This window comes from Desulfovibrio psychrotolerans, assembly GCF_013340305.1.
In the GTDB taxonomy this organism is placed as follows: Bacteria; Desulfobacterota; Desulfovibrionia; order Desulfovibrionales; family Desulfovibrionaceae; genus Halodesulfovibrio; species Halodesulfovibrio psychrotolerans.
In genome coordinates this window covers 23,843-38,811 of the sequence record NZ_BLVP01000003.1, presented here as the reverse complement: position 1 = coordinate 38,811, position 14,969 = coordinate 23,843, and the positions used below count along the sequence as shown (strand labels likewise).

17 protein-coding genes are annotated in these 14,969 nt (G+C 60.3%); 15 read left to right on the top strand and 2 right to left on the bottom strand.

Annotation, left to right across the window (positions count from 1 at the left end; genetic code table 11):
* Positions 1–7: 7 nt before the first annotated feature.
* From cutC to HUV26_RS04440, 15 genes are all read left to right on the top strand, one after another.
* Entirely contained in the window at positions 8–2,554 is a 2,547-nt protein-coding gene (gene cutC / locus HUV26_RS04510) for a choline trimethylamine-lyase (protein WP_174408923.1), read from the top strand.
* A 63-nt stretch (positions 2,555–2,617) separates the two neighbouring features.
* Positions 2,618–3,550: a choline TMA-lyase-activating enzyme gene (gene cutD, locus HUV26_RS04505; RefSeq protein ID WP_174408922.1), complete on the top strand. Its 933-nt coding sequence runs from the start codon at positions 2,618–2,620 to the stop codon at positions 3,548–3,550.
* Between the two features lie 71 nt (positions 3,551–3,621).
* Positions 3,622–4,248 (top strand): BMC domain-containing protein, encoded by a 627-nt coding sequence (locus HUV26_RS16965; RefSeq protein WP_308483147.1) that lies wholly within the window; start codon positions 3,622–3,624, stop codon positions 4,246–4,248.
* Positions 4,249–4,252: 4 nt separating this feature from the next.
* A complete protein-coding gene (locus HUV26_RS04495) occupies positions 4,253–5,752 on the top strand; it encodes an acetaldehyde dehydrogenase (acetylating) (RefSeq protein ID WP_174408921.1) in 1,500 nt (499 codons plus the stop codon).
* A 59-nt stretch (positions 5,753–5,811) separates the two neighbouring features.
* Positions 5,812–6,096 carry an ethanolamine utilization microcompartment protein EutM gene (gene eutM / locus HUV26_RS04490; RefSeq protein WP_174408920.1) on the top strand — a complete coding sequence of 95 codons (285 nt, stop codon included), beginning with the start codon at positions 5,812–5,814 and terminating at the stop codon, positions 6,094–6,096.
* A 306-nt stretch (positions 6,097–6,402) separates the two neighbouring features.
* Positions 6,403–7,101, top strand: coding sequence for a phosphate propanoyltransferase (locus HUV26_RS04485; protein WP_174408919.1), 699 nt, complete (start codon positions 6,403–6,405; stop codon positions 7,099–7,101).
* Positions 7,082–7,897 (top strand): ethanolamine utilization protein EutJ, encoded by an 816-nt coding sequence (eutJ, locus tag HUV26_RS04480; RefSeq protein WP_174408918.1) that lies wholly within the window; start codon positions 7,082–7,084, stop codon positions 7,895–7,897. Before HUV26_RS04485 ends, eutJ begins: the two co-directional genes overlap by 20 nt.
* Before the next feature lie 44 nt (positions 7,898–7,941).
* Complete coding sequence (locus HUV26_RS04475) at positions 7,942–8,535, top strand: hypothetical protein (protein ID WP_174408917.1); 594 nt, start codon at positions 7,942–7,944, stop codon at positions 8,533–8,535.
* Between the two features lie 13 nt (positions 8,536–8,548).
* The gene (locus HUV26_RS04470; RefSeq protein ID WP_174408916.1) at positions 8,549–8,833 is read left to right on the top strand and encodes a EutN/CcmL family microcompartment protein; all 285 of its coding nucleotides are present in this window, start codon (positions 8,549–8,551) and stop codon (positions 8,831–8,833) included.
* A 3-nt stretch (positions 8,834–8,836) separates the two neighbouring features.
* Positions 8,837–9,433 (top strand): BMC domain-containing protein, encoded by a 597-nt coding sequence (locus HUV26_RS04465; protein ID WP_243451261.1) that lies wholly within the window; start codon positions 8,837–8,839, stop codon positions 9,431–9,433.
* A gap of 42 nt (positions 9,434–9,475) precedes the next feature.
* On the top strand, positions 9,476–9,880 hold the full coding sequence (locus HUV26_RS04460; protein ID WP_174408915.1) for a hypothetical protein: 405 nt from the start codon (positions 9,476–9,478) through the stop codon (positions 9,878–9,880).
* A 35-nt stretch (positions 9,881–9,915) separates the two neighbouring features.
* Entirely contained in the window at positions 9,916–10,197 is a 282-nt protein-coding gene (gene eutM, locus HUV26_RS04455; protein ID WP_174408914.1) for an ethanolamine utilization microcompartment protein EutM, read from the top strand.
* Between the two features lie 216 nt (positions 10,198–10,413).
* Positions 10,414–11,523: a 1-propanol dehydrogenase PduQ gene (locus HUV26_RS04450; RefSeq protein ID WP_174408913.1), complete on the top strand. Its 1,110-nt coding sequence runs from the start codon at positions 10,414–10,416 to the stop codon at positions 11,521–11,523.
* 202 nt (positions 11,524–11,725) lie between these two features.
* Positions 11,726–12,085 (top strand): BMC domain-containing protein, encoded by a 360-nt coding sequence (locus tag HUV26_RS04445; protein WP_174408912.1) that lies wholly within the window; start codon positions 11,726–11,728, stop codon positions 12,083–12,085.
* Between the two features lie 173 nt (positions 12,086–12,258).
* Positions 12,259–12,678 (top strand): EutP/PduV family microcompartment system protein, encoded by a 420-nt coding sequence (locus HUV26_RS04440; RefSeq protein WP_174408911.1) that lies wholly within the window; start codon positions 12,259–12,261, stop codon positions 12,676–12,678.
* 208 nt (positions 12,679–12,886) lie between these two features.
* Here HUV26_RS04440 and HUV26_RS04435 read toward each other — a convergent pair whose 3' ends face one another.
* Both HUV26_RS04435 and HUV26_RS04430 read right to left on the bottom strand, forming a co-directional pair.
* On the bottom strand, positions 12,887–13,675 hold the full coding sequence (locus HUV26_RS04435; RefSeq protein WP_174408910.1) for a thioesterase II family protein: 789 nt from the start codon (positions 13,673–13,675) through the stop codon (positions 12,887–12,889).
* A 49-nt stretch (positions 13,676–13,724) separates the two neighbouring features.
* Positions 13,725–14,864, bottom strand: a complete 1,140-nt coding sequence (locus tag HUV26_RS04430) for a KamA family radical SAM protein (RefSeq protein WP_174408909.1) — start codon at positions 14,862–14,864, stop codon at positions 13,725–13,727.
* Positions 14,865–14,969: the final 105 nt, after the last annotated feature.

Sequence of the window (14,969 nt, the reverse complement as noted above, 5' to 3'; positions counted from 1 at the left end):
ATGCAAAGTGGATCTTCACGATTTTTCAACCAAGCTCGCAGAGGCTACAAAGAACCTGACCCCGGCGGAACGTGCCTCGCTGCGCAAGATATTCGAAGGCGTTTCCGCAGAGATTGTCCGCAGCCAGCCTGCCGCCGCGCCGTATGCTGCCGCTTCTGCGGTTGCCGGCGGGATTCCTGACGGACCCACGGAGCGCCATGTCCGGCTGAAGGAGAATTTCCTTAAGCACGTTCCCAGCGTAACGACCCACCGTGCCCGGGCCATCACCAAGATTGCCAAGGAAAATCCGGGCATGCCCAAGGTTCTGCTGCGGGGCAAGAGCTTCCGGTATTGCTGCGAAACCGCGCCGCTGGTTATTCAGGACCACGAACTCATCGTGGGCGCACCCAACGGCGCACCGCGCGCAGGGGCGTTTTCTCCCGACATCGCATGGCGCTGGATGGAAGCCGAGATGGATACCATTGGCAGCCGCCCGCAGGACCCTTTCTACATTTCCGATGAAGACAAGCGCATCATGCGCGAGGAAATCTTCCCCTTCTGGAAGAGCCAGTCCGTGGACGAATACTGCGAAAGCCAGTACCGCGAGGCGGGACTGTGGGAGCTTTCCGGCGAGTCGTATGTTTCTGACTGCTCCTACCACGCCGTGAACGGCGGGGGCGACTCCAACCCCGGCTATGACGTGATTCTGATGAAGAAGGGGATGCTGGATATTCAGCGTGAAGCCCGCGAGCATCTGGAACATCTGGATTACGAGAACCCGGACGATATCGAGAAGATCTACTTCTACAAGTCTGTCATCGACACCGCCGAAGGCGTGATGATCTATGCGCGCCGCATGTCGCAGTACGCAGCCGAACTTGCCGCCAAGGAAACCGACCCCCGGCGCAAGGCTGAGCTGCTGAAGATATCTGAAGTGAATGCGCGGGTTCCCGCGCACGCGCCCACCAACTTCTGGGAAGCCATTCAGGCCGTGTGGACCATTGAATCGCTGCTGGTGGTGGAAGAAAACCAGACGGGTATGTCCATTGGCCGTGTGGACCAGTACATGTATCCCTTCTACCGGGCGGATATCGATTCGGGCCGTCTGAGCGAGTACGAGGCGTTTGACCTTGCGGGCTGCATGCTCATCAAGATGTCCGAAATGATGTGGATAACCAGCGAAGGCGGGTCCAAGTTCTTTGCGGGATACCAGCCGTTCGTGAACATGTGCGTGGGCGGCGTGACCCGTGACGGGCGCGATGCCACCAACGACCTGACCTATCTGCTCATGGACGCCGTGCGCCACGTGCGCATCTACCAGCCTTCGCTTGCCACCCGCGTGCACAACAGGTCGCCGCTGAAGTATCTGAAGAAGATCGTGGATGTTATCCGCTCCGGCATGGGCTTTCCCGCCGTGCACTTTGACGATGCGCACATAAAGATGATGCTGGCCAAGGGCGTTTCCATGGAAGATGCCCGCGACTACTGCCTTATGGGCTGCGTGGAGCCTCAGAAGTCCGGCCGCCTGTATCAGTGGACCTCCACCGCGTATACGCAGTGGCCCATCTGCATCGAGCTGGTGCTCAACCACGGCGTGCCGCTGTGGTACGGCAAGAAGGTTTGCCCGGACATGGGGCCGCTGGAGCAGTTTGACACCTACGAGAAGTTTGAAGCCGCCGTGAAGGAGCAGATTCGCTACATCACCAAGTGGTCCAGCGTTGCCACGGTGATTTCGCAGCGCGTGCACCGTGATCTGGCTCCCAAGCCGCTTATGTCCATCATGTACGAAGGCTGCATGGAATCTGGCCGCGACGTTGCCTCCGGCGGTGCCATGTACAACTTCGGCCCCGGCGTGGTGTGGAGCGGACTTGCCACCTATGTGGACTCCATGGCCGCCATCCGCAAGCTGGTCTACGAAGACAAAAAGTACACCCTTGCCCAGATGAACGAAGCCCTGAAGGCCAACTTTGAGGGCCACGAGCAGATGCTGGCAGACTGCCTTGCCGCGCCCAAGTACGGCAACGACGACGACTATGCCGACCTTATCGCGGCGGACCTTGTGCACTTTACCGAGCAGGAGCACCGCAAGTTCAAGACGCTCTATTCGGTGCTGAGCCACGGCACGCTCTCCATTTCCAACAATACTCCCTTCGGCCAGTTGCTGGGTGCCTCTGCCAACGGACGCCGGGCATGGATGCCCCTTTCCGACGGCATAAGCCCCACGCAGGGTGCGGACTACAAGGGCCCCACGGCCATTATCAAGTCCGTTTCCAAGATGGCCAACGATAATATGAACATAGGCATGGTGCACAACTTCAAGCTCATGTCCGGCCTGCTGGATACGCCGGAAGGCGAGAACGGCATCATCACGCTTATCCGCACGGCATGCATGCTGGGCAACGGTGAGATGCAGTTCAACTATCTGGATAACGAGGTGCTGCTGGACGCCCAGAAGCATCCCGAAAAGTACCGCGACCTTGTGGTGCGGGTGGCCGGATACAGCGCGTTCTTTGTGGAACTGTGCAAGGACGTGCAGGACGAGATTATCAGCAGAACCATGCTGCATTCGCTTTAACGGATATCGGGCCTCTTCGGGATTCGGCACTGACGCGACAAACGGAACAACAGAGAAGACACCGTGATTGAAAGAAAAGCACTCATTTTCAACATACAGAAATACAACATGTATGACGGTCCCGGTGTGCGGACACTGGTGTTCTTCAAGGGGTGTCCCCTGCGTTGCGTGTGGTGTTCGAATCCCGAAGGGCAGGTCCGGCAGTTTCAGGTGCTGTACAAGCGGAACCTGTGCGTGGACTGCGGTGCCTGTGTTGCTGTCTGTCCCACCGGGGTTCACCGGATGGCACCGGGAAGCGGGCGGCATGAGATAGTTGCCGGACGCGAGTGCGTGGGCTGCCGCAAGTGTGAACAGGCCTGCAACGCTTCTGCCCTTGCGGTGGTGGGTGAGAGTAAGACCATATCGGAACTTCTGGAGATTATTGAGGAAGACCGGCCGTTTTACGAGGTGTCCGGCGGTGGGGTGACGCTGGGCGGCGGCGAGGTGCTTATGCAGCCGGAAGCAGCGTGCAGCCTGCTCATGGCATGCAGGCAGCGGGGCATACACACCGCGCTGGAAACCTGCGGCTACGCCCGCCCGGAAGTGGTGAAGAAGGTGGCGGAGTTCACGGATCTGTTCCTCTATGACGTGAAGCACATGGATTCTGCACGGCATTACGAGCTGACGGGAGTGCGCAACGAGACCATTTTGTCCAACCTGCGCTGGCTGCTGGAAAGCAGGCACAACGTGAAGGTGCGGGTGCCGCTGCTGAAGGGTGTGAATGACGGTGAAGGTGAGCTGGAACAGCTGATCGAGTTCCTTCGCCCCTATAAGGAATACAAGAATTTCAAGGGTGTGGACCTGCTTCCCTATCACAAAATGGGAGTGGGGAAATATGCCCAACTGGGCTGGGAGTATCCCCTGAAGGGGGAATGCGGCCTGAGTGACGCGGATCTGGACCGGATAGAATCCCGGCTTGGGCAGTACGATTTTCAGGTCACGGTTATCCGCCATTAGTGCAGAGCGCGGCGCAGCAACGGAACAACAGGCGCATGCGCCCCTGACGGGGGCGGACGCCGGAGAGCGGAGTGCGGGAGCACCCCGCACGGGGAGAGAAGACCATGACGGCACTGGGACTGATTGAGACGAAAGGCCTGCTCGCAGCCGTGGAAGGGGCGGACGCCATGCTCAAGGCGGCGGACGTGCGGCTTCTGGAACGGAATATGGTGGGCGGCGGTCTGGTGACCATAACCGTTGCGGGTGAAGTGTCGGCCGTGAGTGCTTCTGTGGAAGCGGCGGTGGCTGCCATAGGGCGTATTGACGGAGCGGCGCTTGTTTCCGGGCATGTCATTGCCCGCCCTGATGCGGAGATTGCAACGATTCTGGCTCTGCATCCGGCTACGGACGCTGCGCAGGCTGCGGTGTGCTGCGCGTCTGCGGGGCCTGCCGTAAAGGCATCTGCGCAGGCAGCCGTGCCTGCGGCTGATGGTGTGAAGGTGCCCGAAACGACAGCGGGCAAGACAGCAGGGAAGGGCGATGCAGCAACGCCCGCACGATACGAAATTTCTCAACTGAAGAAGATGAACGTGGGCAGGTTGCGGCAGGTTGCCCGGTCGCTGAAGGGCGTTTCCCTTACTGCGGACGAGTTGACGACAGCCGCCAAGAAGGACCTGATTGACGCGATCATCAACGCATACAGGCAGATAGAGGAGTAGTGCAATGGTAGACAAGGATTTATTGTCCATTCAGGAAGCCCGGGCCCTCGTGCGTGCCGCGCGTAAGGCGCAGGCTGAGTTCGCCCAGTTGGGACAGGAACGTGTCGACGGCATAATAAAGGCCATTGCCGACGCCCTGTACGCTCAGGCGGAACCCCTTGCCGCGCTGGCGGTGGAAGAGACCGGCTTCGGCAAGGTGCAGGACAAGAAGGTCAAGAATATCCTCGCCAGCGAAAAGTTGTATGCCGCCATCAAGGACATGAAGACCATCGGCATCCTCAGCGAGGACAAAGAGCACAAGGTCACCGAGATAGCCGTTCCCATGGGTGTTATCGCCGGGATCATCCCGTCCACCAACCCCACGTCCACGACCATCTACAAATCCATGATCGCGCTCAAGGCGGGCAACGCCATTGTGTTTACGCCGCATCCCAGCGCACGCAAGTGCATCGGCAGAACCGTGGAGCTTATCCGCGGCGTGCTGCACGACTGCGGCGTGTGCGAAGACGTGGTGAGCGTGATGAGTGTGCCTACCCTTGAAGGCAGCACGGAACTGATGAAGATTGTGGACCTTATTCTGGCCACGGGCGGTCCCGGCATGGTCAAGGCTGCTTACAGCTCCGGCACACCTGCGCTGGGCGTGGGAGCAGGCAACGTGCCTGCCTTCATCGAACGCAGTGCGGACATTGAAGACGCCGTTGCCAAGATTTTTGCCAGCAAGACCTTTGACAACGGCACGGTGTGCGCCTCTGAGCAGTCCATTGTGACCGAGGCGGTGATTGCAGACAAGGTGAAGGCCGCGCTTGTGGCGCACGGGGCGTATTTCCTTGAAGGCGAGAAGCTGGAAAAGGTCAAGCGCGTCATGGAGCGTTCCAACGGAGCCATGAACCCGGAAATTGTGGGCCGCGACGCCATGTACATTGCCGCCAAGGCGGGCATTGAGGTTCCGGCCGGAACCCGTCTGCTGGTCTCCGACGAAAAGGGCGTGGGCCCCCGCTATCCCTTCTCCAAGGAAAAACTCACCGCGCTGCTCGGATTCTACGTGGTGAACGATTGGAAGGAAGCCTGCGAAATGTGCCACGCGCTGTTGCAGAACGGCGGCATAGGCCATTCGCTTGCCATCCATTCCCGCAACGAAGAGGTCATCCGCGAGTTCGGCTTGAAGAAGCCGGTTTCCCGCCTGCTGGTGAACACGCCGTCCACCCATGGCGCCGTGGGTATAAGCACTTCGCTGTTCCCCTCGTTCACGCTGGGGTGCGGCACTGTGGGCGGAAGCTCCACCTCGGACAACGTGACTCCGCTGAACCTGATGAACATCCGCCGTGTGGCCTATGACCTGGGGAACGCCGTCTGCGCCGCACCGGCACAGCAGGGGTATGGCCAGACGCATGGCCAGACGCATGGAAAGACGTACGGGCAGGCAGAGGCGCAGGCCGACGCCGCCAGTCTGGATGTGCAGGCCATAACGGCCATGATCCTGGAACAGCTTAAGAAAATGGCTTAGCGCCCCTTTGGGGCACGCAATAACAGAGCAAAACAACAGCATATCGCAAGGAGTATTCCATGACGACTTCCAACGCACTGGGAATGATTGAAACCAAGGGTCTTGTGGGCGCCATCGAAGCAGCTGACGCAATGGTCAAGGCAGCCAACGTGGTGCTGGTGGGCCGTACGCAGGTGGGCGGCGGTCTGGTAACCGTGATGGTGCGCGGCGACGTGGGCGCAGTGAAGGCAGCAACCGACGCAGGTGCAGCAGCCGCCAAGCGCGTGGGCGAACTGGTGAGCGTGCACGTTATTCCCCGCCCGCACGGCGAAGTGGAAACCATTCTTCCCAAGGCCGGCGCGTAAAGAATGTGTGTGCGGTTCCTTGTGTGTCTTGGCGGACACGCGGGGACACGGAAAGCGGAGGAGGGGGAGCTCCATCCCCCTCCGCTGCACACATGGGCATGATCAGGTTGTTCGCCTGTGCCGGGGGAAAGGAAGCTGTTTCCCTGTGCCGGGCAAGGGCATACGGCAGATGGTCTGGAACTGGGGGTGGACGCGGCGTGGTCGTGGCAAGGCGGCGACCAGAGCTTGTCCGGGTATGGTACGCAGCTCCCGCAAGCGATGAACGGAAATGTGACAGGTATGCAGTGTAACGAACGCGGAGCCGTTATGGATGAGAAAGCCGTAAGGGAAGTGCTGGAAGGGGTGGTCCGCAACGTGCTGAGCCAGATAGTTGGGCATGGCGCGACAGAGTGCGGCCCGAACACACAGGAAGAGATTCCGGTGGAACTTTCCGGGCGTCATGTTCACCTGAGCGAAAAGGACGCCGTGGCTCTTTTCGGCGGGCCGCTTACGCCTGTGCGGGAACTTTCCCAGCCGGGACAGTTTTTGTGCAAGGAACGGGTGCGGCTTATCGGTCCCAAGGGCGTCATAGACAACGTGGCGGTGCTGGGACCTGCACGCGGTTCCTCGCAGGTAGAGGTTTCCAAGACCGATGCGCGTATTCTGGGCACGGTGGCACCTGTGCGGCAGTCCGGCGATACGGCGGGCAGCGCGGGCATCATCCTTGCCTCGCAGACCGGCATTGTGGGGCTGGAAGAAGGCCTTATCGTGGCGGCGCGGCATATTCACATGTCGCCGGAAGACGCCAGCCGGTTCGGTGTTGCGGATAATGACCTCGTGAATGTGCGGCTGGGCGGCGAGCGTCCGGTGGTGCTGGAGGATGTGCTTATCCGGGTGCACGAGAATTTTCGACTGTCCATGCACATAGACCCGGACGAGGGGAACAGCTCCGGCTGGAGTTCCGACGTAACCGGACGGATTGTGGGCCGGGCCCGCGGAGCAGGCAATGGACTTTGCAGCAATTGACGCCCGACTGGCCGCCCTTGAGGCCTGCCTGGAAACCACGGTGCCCGTGGGGCTTGAGGAGAAGTTGTTCGTAGGGGTGGACTTGGGCACGGCCTACATTGTGGTGGTTGTGCTGAACAGCCTGCGCGAGCCGGTGGCATGCGCCATGGAGTTTGCACAGGTAGTCCGGGACGGACTGGTGGTGGACTATACCGGAGCCGCGCGCATTGTGCGCGGGCTGGTGGGGCAACTGGAGGCGCGGCTTGGCCGCAAGCTTACCCATGCGGCCATAGCGGTTCCGCCCGGAACCGGGGAGCGCGACTGCGGCACCCACCGCCATGTGGTGGAGGCCGCAGGGCTGGAAGTGACCGCTATTCTGGATGAACCCACTGCCGCCAATGCCGTGCTCGGCGTGGAGAACGGGGTGATAGTGGACATAGGCGGCGGCACCACCGGACTTTCGGTGCTTGAAGGGGGCCGTGTGGTGTATGTGGCGGACGAAGCCACAGGTGGCACGCACGTTACGCTGGTGCTGGCTGGCAACTACCGGGTGAGCTTTGAGGAGGCCGAGACCCTGAAGAAGCGGGAGGACATGCAGGCGGAGATTCTGCCTGTGGTGCGCCCGGTGATTCAGAAGATGGCCTCCATAGTGAACAGCCATATCCGCAACAGGGACGTTTCCGCCATCTATCTTGTAGGCGGCACCTGCTGCCTGAAGGATATGGAAAAGGTGATGGAACGGGAGACGGGGCGCCCTGTCTGCAAGCCCGCCAATCCGTTTCTGGTCACCCCTCTGGGCATAGCCCTGAATTGCTGATTGAGATTTTTCCGACAGATGTACAGGACGCATAGGAGAACCCCGTGGATGTGAACGAACTGGTCCGCACCATTGCCGGAGAGGTGCTGAAGCAGCTTAACGGCGCGAAGGAAAAGCCCTGCGTCATGATTCTGTGCGCACGGGACGGGCAGGTGGCGGCCAAGGTGCGTGCGCAGCTTGAGGAAGAGGCGGATTTTCTCTTCTTTGCCGAACCTGCGGCCGGACGCACTCCGCAGCGTTACATTCTGCCGCACCTGTGCTGCGCCGCCATGGCTGACCTTGCGCTGGGAAGGGCCTCCGGTTCCCTGATGACAGAGGTGCTGCGGCTGCTGCTTTCCGGCGTGACCGTGGAGGTGCTGGAGTTCGGCTACCGGGCCTATGCGGAAACCGCACCCGGTCCGCTCTACAGCCTGTACGAATCGTATGAGAAGACGCTGGCGGGCTACGGCATGCGGGAGTTCCGGCGCAGACAGCCGGATACGGTGCGTGTTCGTGAAGGGCTGGTGACGGAAGCCACCGTGAACGCGGCACTGGAGAAGGGAGCCGCCGTTCTTCAGGTTCCCGCCGGGGCCGTGGTAACGCCGCTGGCTGCGGAGATTGCTGGCAGGGGCCATCTGGCCATTCAGAAATGTTTATGAAGGCGAGGGGCGTATGATTATCGGAAAGGTCATAGGCAATGTATGGGCCACCCGCAAGGAAGAGGCTCTGAGCGGTCTTAAGCTGATGGTGGTACGGCGCGAGGCGGCGTGTGCCGCCGGGGGGCCTTACGGCGATGACAGCTTTGTGGCTGTGGATTGCGTGGGCGCAGGCATAGGCGAGCGCGTGCTTGTGGTTACCGGCAGTTCCGCACGCATGGCGCTGCGTACTCCCGATGCACCCGTGGATGCTGCCATTGTGGGCATTATCGACGAGGTGAAGGTTCCCTCTGAGGAGTAGCCCGTGAATACGCCGAATATTCCTGCTATGCCGAATATGCCCGATGCGCCCCGTACGTTGGACACGCTGGGGATAGTGGAAAGCAGGGGCATTGCCGCCGGTGCGGATCTGGCGGACCGGATGATGAAGGCGGCGCACGTGGATATGGTGCGGGCGGGGACCATTTGCTCCGGCAGGTACATGATCTACGTCTCCGGCAGCCGCGAAGCCGTGGAAACCGCCGTGCAGGCGGCCAGAGAAACGGACCGTCCCCTTGCCGGAAGTTTTGTGCTTTCCAACGTGTCGCCGCAGGTTATGGAGGCGCTGCGCAAAGGGGCTGCCGCGCATGAGGGAGAGGCCGTGGGCGTGGTGGAATGCAGGAACGTCTCTTCCGGGGTGGCGGCAGCGGACAGTGCGGTGAAGCGTTCTGCCGTGCGTATTCTGCGGCTGGTGACAGGGCAGGGCATTAACGGGAAATCATATTTTATCCTTGGCGGAGACATTGCCTCTGTCCGGGAAGCTGCAGAGGCCGCCAGAGAGTCTCTGGGGGCAAACCTTGTGGATGTGGTCATTCTTCCCGGGCCCGATGCCTCGGTGGTGGCGGCGCTGACCGGGCGCTGAACATATTTTCAACAGGCTGTGAACAAGCGGTGTGAGGTGAACATGAAGAAGAAACTTGTGGGAGCGGACAATCTGGACTCCTTTATCTGCAAGGCAGACGGCAAACTGTACGCGGACGGGTCGGTGATTCTGACTGCGGGAGCCCGTGACGAGCTTTCCCGCCGCGGCATTGCCGTGGAGTACGGTCCCCGGCCCGGTGCCGGTGCGTATGCACCCGCCCACGGCGATTGCCCGCCCGGTTACACGTGCCCGCCCGGATGCACCTGCGCGGCATGCGCCGCAGGAGCGGTGGCAGCCTGCACGGCCGAGGCGGCGGGGCATACCGATCTTGAAGGGCTGGTGCTCGGCGTGGCCGCCATTCTGAAGAATGAGTTCGGCATCCACGACCCGGAAGAGTTGAAGGCCGTCAGCTGCGAGGCTGTGAAGGTCATCAGGGACAACATTTGAGAGACCACGCAAGGGGCGTTTGAAAGGAGAATACAATGATGAACGCACTGGGCATGATTGAAACCAAGGGACTTGTCGGCGCCGTTGAAGCTGCGGATGCCATGGTGAAGGCCGCGAATGTGGAACTGATCGGCCGCGAACAGGTGGGCGGCGGTCTGGTGACCGTGATGGTACGTGGCGATGTGGGCGCGGTGAAGGCCGCCACCGATGCCGGTGCCGCAGCCGCAGACCGCGTGGGCGAACTGGTGAGCGTGCACGTTATTCCCCGTCCCCACAGCGAAGTGGAGCTTATTCTGCCGAAGCGCTCTGAAAAGTAGCGTGTATCTGACGCGCGGGACGGGGGGCTTTTTCGCCTGCCGGTTTGCGCGTTCCGGAGGCAGGCTGGGGCACGGTGTGGAAAGGGCCGTGCCATAAACCAGCCTGCCGCCTCCCGGACGAACGGCCCGCATCCGCAGCGGTTACGCTGCCGCCTGTGCGCGGAAACGGCGAGGCTGCGAGAACATTTTTCATTCCAATGCCCGGAGGTTTCTAGGGTGACACAGTTCTACGGAAAAACGAAAATCTGCTACGGAAAGGATGCCCTTGAGACTCTGGAGCATCTGTCCGCAAAGCAGGCGTTTATCGTGACCGACCCGTTCATGGTGAAGGTGGGCTTTGCGGACCGCATAAAGAGCCACCTTGACCGCAGCGGCATAGGGCACAGCACCTTTGACGGCGTGGAACCTGACCCGTCTTTGGAAACCGTTACCAAAGGGACGTTGCTTTTTCTCAAGGATCAGGCGGATGTGGTGATTGCCATAGGCGGTGGTTCGGCCATTGACGCCGCCAAGGCCATCATGTTCTTTGCCCATAAGGCAAGCGGGGGCAAGCCCAAGCCCCTGCTTGTCGCCATTCCCACCACCAGCGGCACCGGGTCTGAGGTTACGGCTATTTCCGTGGTTACGGACAAGGTCAATGAGGTGAAGATTCCCCTCAATGACGAACTGCTCATACCGGATATAGCCATTCTGGATGCGCGGTTTACCCGCACGCTGCCGCCCTCGGTGACGGCTGCTACGGGCATGGACGTGCTTACCCACGCCATTGAGGCCTATACCTCGCGCGGGGCAAATGCCTTTACATCCATCTATGCGGAATATGCCATACGCTACGTGTTCACCTACCTGCTGCGGGCCTACCGCTGCGGGGACGACATGGAGGCGCGCGAGATGATGCTGCTGGCTTCCTGCATGGCGGGTATGGCCTTTAACAACAGCGGGCTGGGCATAACCCACAGCATTGCGCATAGTCTGGGCGGCCTGTTCCATGTGCCCCACGGACTGGCGAACGCGGTGGTGCTGCCGTATGTTATCCGCTTCAACAGCTTTGACGTGGGTGTGAAGTACCGCGAGATAGCCGAGATGGTTTCTCTGCCCGCAGCCACGGTGGAAGAGGGGACCGCGAGCCTGATTCAGGCCATACATGACATGAACGAGGCTATGGGCATTCCTGCGCGTATTGGCGCTCTGAAGATTGAGGAGCGCATCTTCCGCGATCATCTGGACGTGATGTCCGGTAACGTGCTGGAGGATATCTGCACGGCGGGCAACCCCCGGCGTCCTTCGCACGACAATATCCGGTCCCTGCTGGAACTGGCCTGGTAGCAGGCGGGGCCACGGAACGGTGATAATACCGTGTACAGAAATAATGCCCGGCGGTTCAAGCCGCCGGGCATTCCTGAACGGTGGGTCTTTGAGGATGCACAGGAAAGGAAAAGAGGCGTGTGCCGTAACCGCAGACGGTGCGGCAGCACGGAGCCTGAAACAGGCGGACAGGTATTCTGACGGCTGTGCATAGGGAGGCGTAATGACGATGGTACCGGACAGCCCGAAGCAGCGGGTGATACAGGAATACGTGCCGGGCAAGCAGATAACCCTTGCCCACGTGATAGCCAGCCCGCAGAAGGGCATTTACACCAAGCTGGGTCTGGATGGCGAGGCGGGAGACGCCATAGGCATTCTGACCATTACGCCCAGCGAGGGCGTGATTATAGCAGCGGATATTGCCACCAAGGCGGGCGCGGTGGAGATAGGGTTTCTGGACCGTTTCGGCGGGTCACTGGTGCTGGTGGGCGATGTTTCCAGCGTGGAGGCGTCGCTGAAGGCCGTGCTTGCCTTTTTTGACGGCGTGCTGCGGTATGCTTCCGTGGAGATGACGCGCTCCTGATACGTCCCTGATGGGTTTCTGATGCGCCCCTGATTATTATGTATGTACGTATGTATGTCACAGCCCTGCTGTGCCCCTTATGCGGTCATGATCCGCTCCGGCACACAGCGTTTGTGATACCCTGTGGTTGCGCCCCTTTTCAGGGGCGTGCTGTTATTTTGTAGGCGGAGAGTATGAACAAAGTCATGCTGATGGGAGAAACCGGGACGGGCAAAGGGGCGCTCATGCGTGTTCTTGGCTGCGACCATGTTCCCCGCCGTGCCATGGCGGTGGAATACTGCGGGCGGTTTATCATTACCCCCGGCGAGTTTCTGGAAAACAGGCGTTTTTATTCCGCCCTCATCACTACCGCGGCAGAGGCGGACATACTTGTGCTGCTGCAGGACGCCACGCGCGGAAACAGCCTGTTTCCCCCGCAGTTTGCCACCATGTTCAACCGCCGGGTGGCGGGGCTGGTCACCAACTGCGAGGCGGCGGGAAGTAAGCCTGAGCGGGCTGAGCGGTATTTGCAGAACGCCGGAGTGCGTGAGATGTTGCGCGTTGACTGCCGCACGGGGGCGGGAGTGGATGCCGTGCGGCTTCTGCTCGCCTGAACCGGACTGAACAGAACCGAACTGGACCGAACTGTGAGCTGACCTGAACTGAATCGAACAGAACTGAAGCGGACGGCTTTTCATTCCGCCGTGTTCAGGCTGGCTTTTTTTCCTTTCTGCTCCCCTCTCTTCTTTCCCCTTCTTTTCTTTCCCCTTGCCTTCATCCCCTTGTCTTCATCCCTTTCTTCGTTCTTCCCTTTTCCGGCTTCTACGTATTTTCCGACAGATGTTCCGGCAAATTTTCCGGCAGACGTTCCGGCAGACGTTCCGCGTGCCGCTGCGCGGGATGCAGCGTGCGCGTGATGTGCGCCGCAAGCTCTGCCCAATGTTCCTGCAGGTAGAAATGGTTGCCGGGGAAGGTGCGCAGGGAGAACGCGCCGGAGGTTTGCCGGCTCCATTCCCGTGCCGCCTGCTCCGTGATGATGTCGCAGTCTCCCAGAAAAACGGTGATGGGAACGGGAACAGGGGCTGCGAATACGGGCTGCCACCGCTCCAGAGCGGTGAAGTCTGCGTAGAGGATGGGTTCCATGTAGCGGCAGAATTCTTCGGACGCGGCAACGCATTCCGGCACGCCGCCCAGGGTGAGAACGTGCTGCCACAGCATTGCGGGAGAAAGGGAAGCCACGGGGGCGGGCGGTGTGTGTTCCGGGCTGCCGGGGGTTGCGCAGCCGGAAAGGAAGAGTGCAGCAGGCAGGGGAATTGACTGTTCCCGCGCCTCCTGCGTGAAGAGGAAGGCAAGCAGCGCCCCCATACTGTGTCCGAACAGGGCGTAGGGGGCGTGTTCCGCAACGGGCAGAATGCTGTTGAAGAGATCGCGGCGTATGGCGTGCAGACAGGACTGGAGCGGTTCCCTGTGTCTGCGCCCCCTGCCCGGGAGCTCCAGAGGGCGGAAGGAGACGGATTGCGGAAAAAACCGGCCGAACGGCGTGTAGAAGGCTGCGTTGCCTCCCGCGTGGGGTATGCAGAAGAGGGTGGTGGTTCCGTTCGTCATGGTCATGGCGTATCCGGTGTGCCGCTGCGGGATGCCTGATGCAGGTGCCGGAGAGCTACAGCGTTACCCAGCCTGCGGTATCATCCAGCGGCAGCAGGATGATGCGCGAAGCCTGTTCGCCGTGTCCGGAACGGGCGTGAATTTGCTTGAGCACGATGTTGTTGTCTGACATGCCGCATATTTCCAGTTTTCCGATATCGTGACCGAGGATGTACTTGAAGCGCGTTGCGTAGCCGTTGAGCTTTGCGCGTGCTGTATCCACGATTTCTATCCCCCGCCTGAGCGGTATCTGGAAGTGGTGGCGCACCCGGGAAACGGGCATGCACTGATAGAGATAATAAGGGTTTATGCCGATGCCCAGAAGCCTGTTCATGAGTGAGACGAGTGCTTCCGGCGTATCGTTGACGTCCCTGAGCAGGACAGCCTGATTGTTGATGATGGCACCGCATTGCCGCAGGCGTTTGACCGCTTCTGTCGATGTGGGGGTTATTTCCCGCACATGGTTGAAATGCGTGGCGATGTAGAGGGGCTTTTTTTCGTTGAAGGCGGAAAGGACATCCATGAGTTCGTTGTCGAACAGGCGGATGGGAAAGGTGACCGGGATGCGTGAACCTATGCGGACGAAATCCAGATGGTCAATTTCCGCCAGTCTGGAGAGCATTTTTTGCAGGATGGGGGTGGAAAGCAGCAGGGGGTCGCCGCCGGAGAGGATGACGTTGTTTATCTCCGGATGTTCCGCAATGTACTGCGCCGCCCCGGAGAAGTCTTTCAGCAACTGGTTTCCGGGTCGCCCAACGATTCTTCTGCGGAAGCAGTGGCGGCAGTGCATGGCGCAGCATTCCGTTGCCACCACAAGGGCGGTGTAGTCGTATTTGTGCAGTACGCCGTTGCCCTTATCGTGCTTGTCGTCCCCGTAGGGGTCTGCCGTGGTTTCTCCCATGGAACCGGCGACAATCAGTTCTTCCGCGCTGGGAAAGCACATCTTGCGGATGGGATCACGCGGATCGTCTGCATTGATAAGGCTGAGGTAATACCGGGGAATATTGACGGGATGGACCTGTTCGACTTCCCTGAGTTTGGACAGTTCTTCCGCAGAGAACGCGGCGTATCCGGCAAGCTGGTCCACGCCAATTATGTTGCGGGCCAGTTCCTTTTTCCAGTCGAGTGATTCCCAGCCGTTTGTCTCATCAGTCATATTGCATGCCCCCAATGTACCATATCCGTTGCTGCGCAGAGAAAATGGACCGTGATGGTACTGATGTCCGCAGGCCGTTTGCCGGAGTCCCGGATGCAGGCATCA

Excerpts from the sequence above, each read along its gene's own strand:
- eutM (WP_174408920.1), top strand. The coding sequence starts at position 5,812 with ATGACGACTTCCAACGCACTGGGAATGATTGAAACCAAGGGTCTTGTG.
- HUV26_RS04485 (WP_174408919.1), top strand. The coding sequence starts at position 6,403 with ATGGATGAGAAAGCCGTAAGGGAAGTGCTGGAAGGGGTGGTCCGCAAC.
- HUV26_RS04440 (WP_174408911.1), top strand. The coding sequence starts at position 12,259 with ATGAACAAAGTCATGCTGATGGGAGAAACCGGGACGGGCAAAGGGGCG.
- eutM (WP_174408914.1), top strand. The coding sequence starts at position 9,916 with ATGATGAACGCACTGGGCATGATTGAAACCAAGGGACTTGTCGGCGCC.
- HUV26_RS04460 (WP_174408915.1), top strand. The coding sequence starts at position 9,476 with ATGAAGAAGAAACTTGTGGGAGCGGACAATCTGGACTCCTTTATCTGC.
- HUV26_RS04445 (WP_174408912.1), top strand. The coding sequence starts at position 11,726 with ATGACGATGGTACCGGACAGCCCGAAGCAGCGGGTGATACAGGAATAC.
- HUV26_RS04435 (WP_174408910.1), bottom strand. The coding sequence starts at position 13,675 with ATGACCATGACGAACGGAACCACCACCCTCTTCTGCATACCCCACGCG.
- eutJ (WP_174408918.1), top strand. The coding sequence starts at position 7,082 with ATGGACTTTGCAGCAATTGACGCCCGACTGGCCGCCCTTGAGGCCTGC.
- HUV26_RS04470 (WP_174408916.1), top strand. The coding sequence starts at position 8,549 with ATGATTATCGGAAAGGTCATAGGCAATGTATGGGCCACCCGCAAGGAA.
- HUV26_RS04495 (WP_174408921.1), top strand. The coding sequence starts at position 4,253 with ATGGTAGACAAGGATTTATTGTCCATTCAGGAAGCCCGGGCCCTCGTG.
- HUV26_RS04430 (WP_174408909.1), bottom strand. The coding sequence starts at position 14,864 with ATGACTGATGAGACAAACGGCTGGGAATCACTCGACTGGAAAAAGGAA.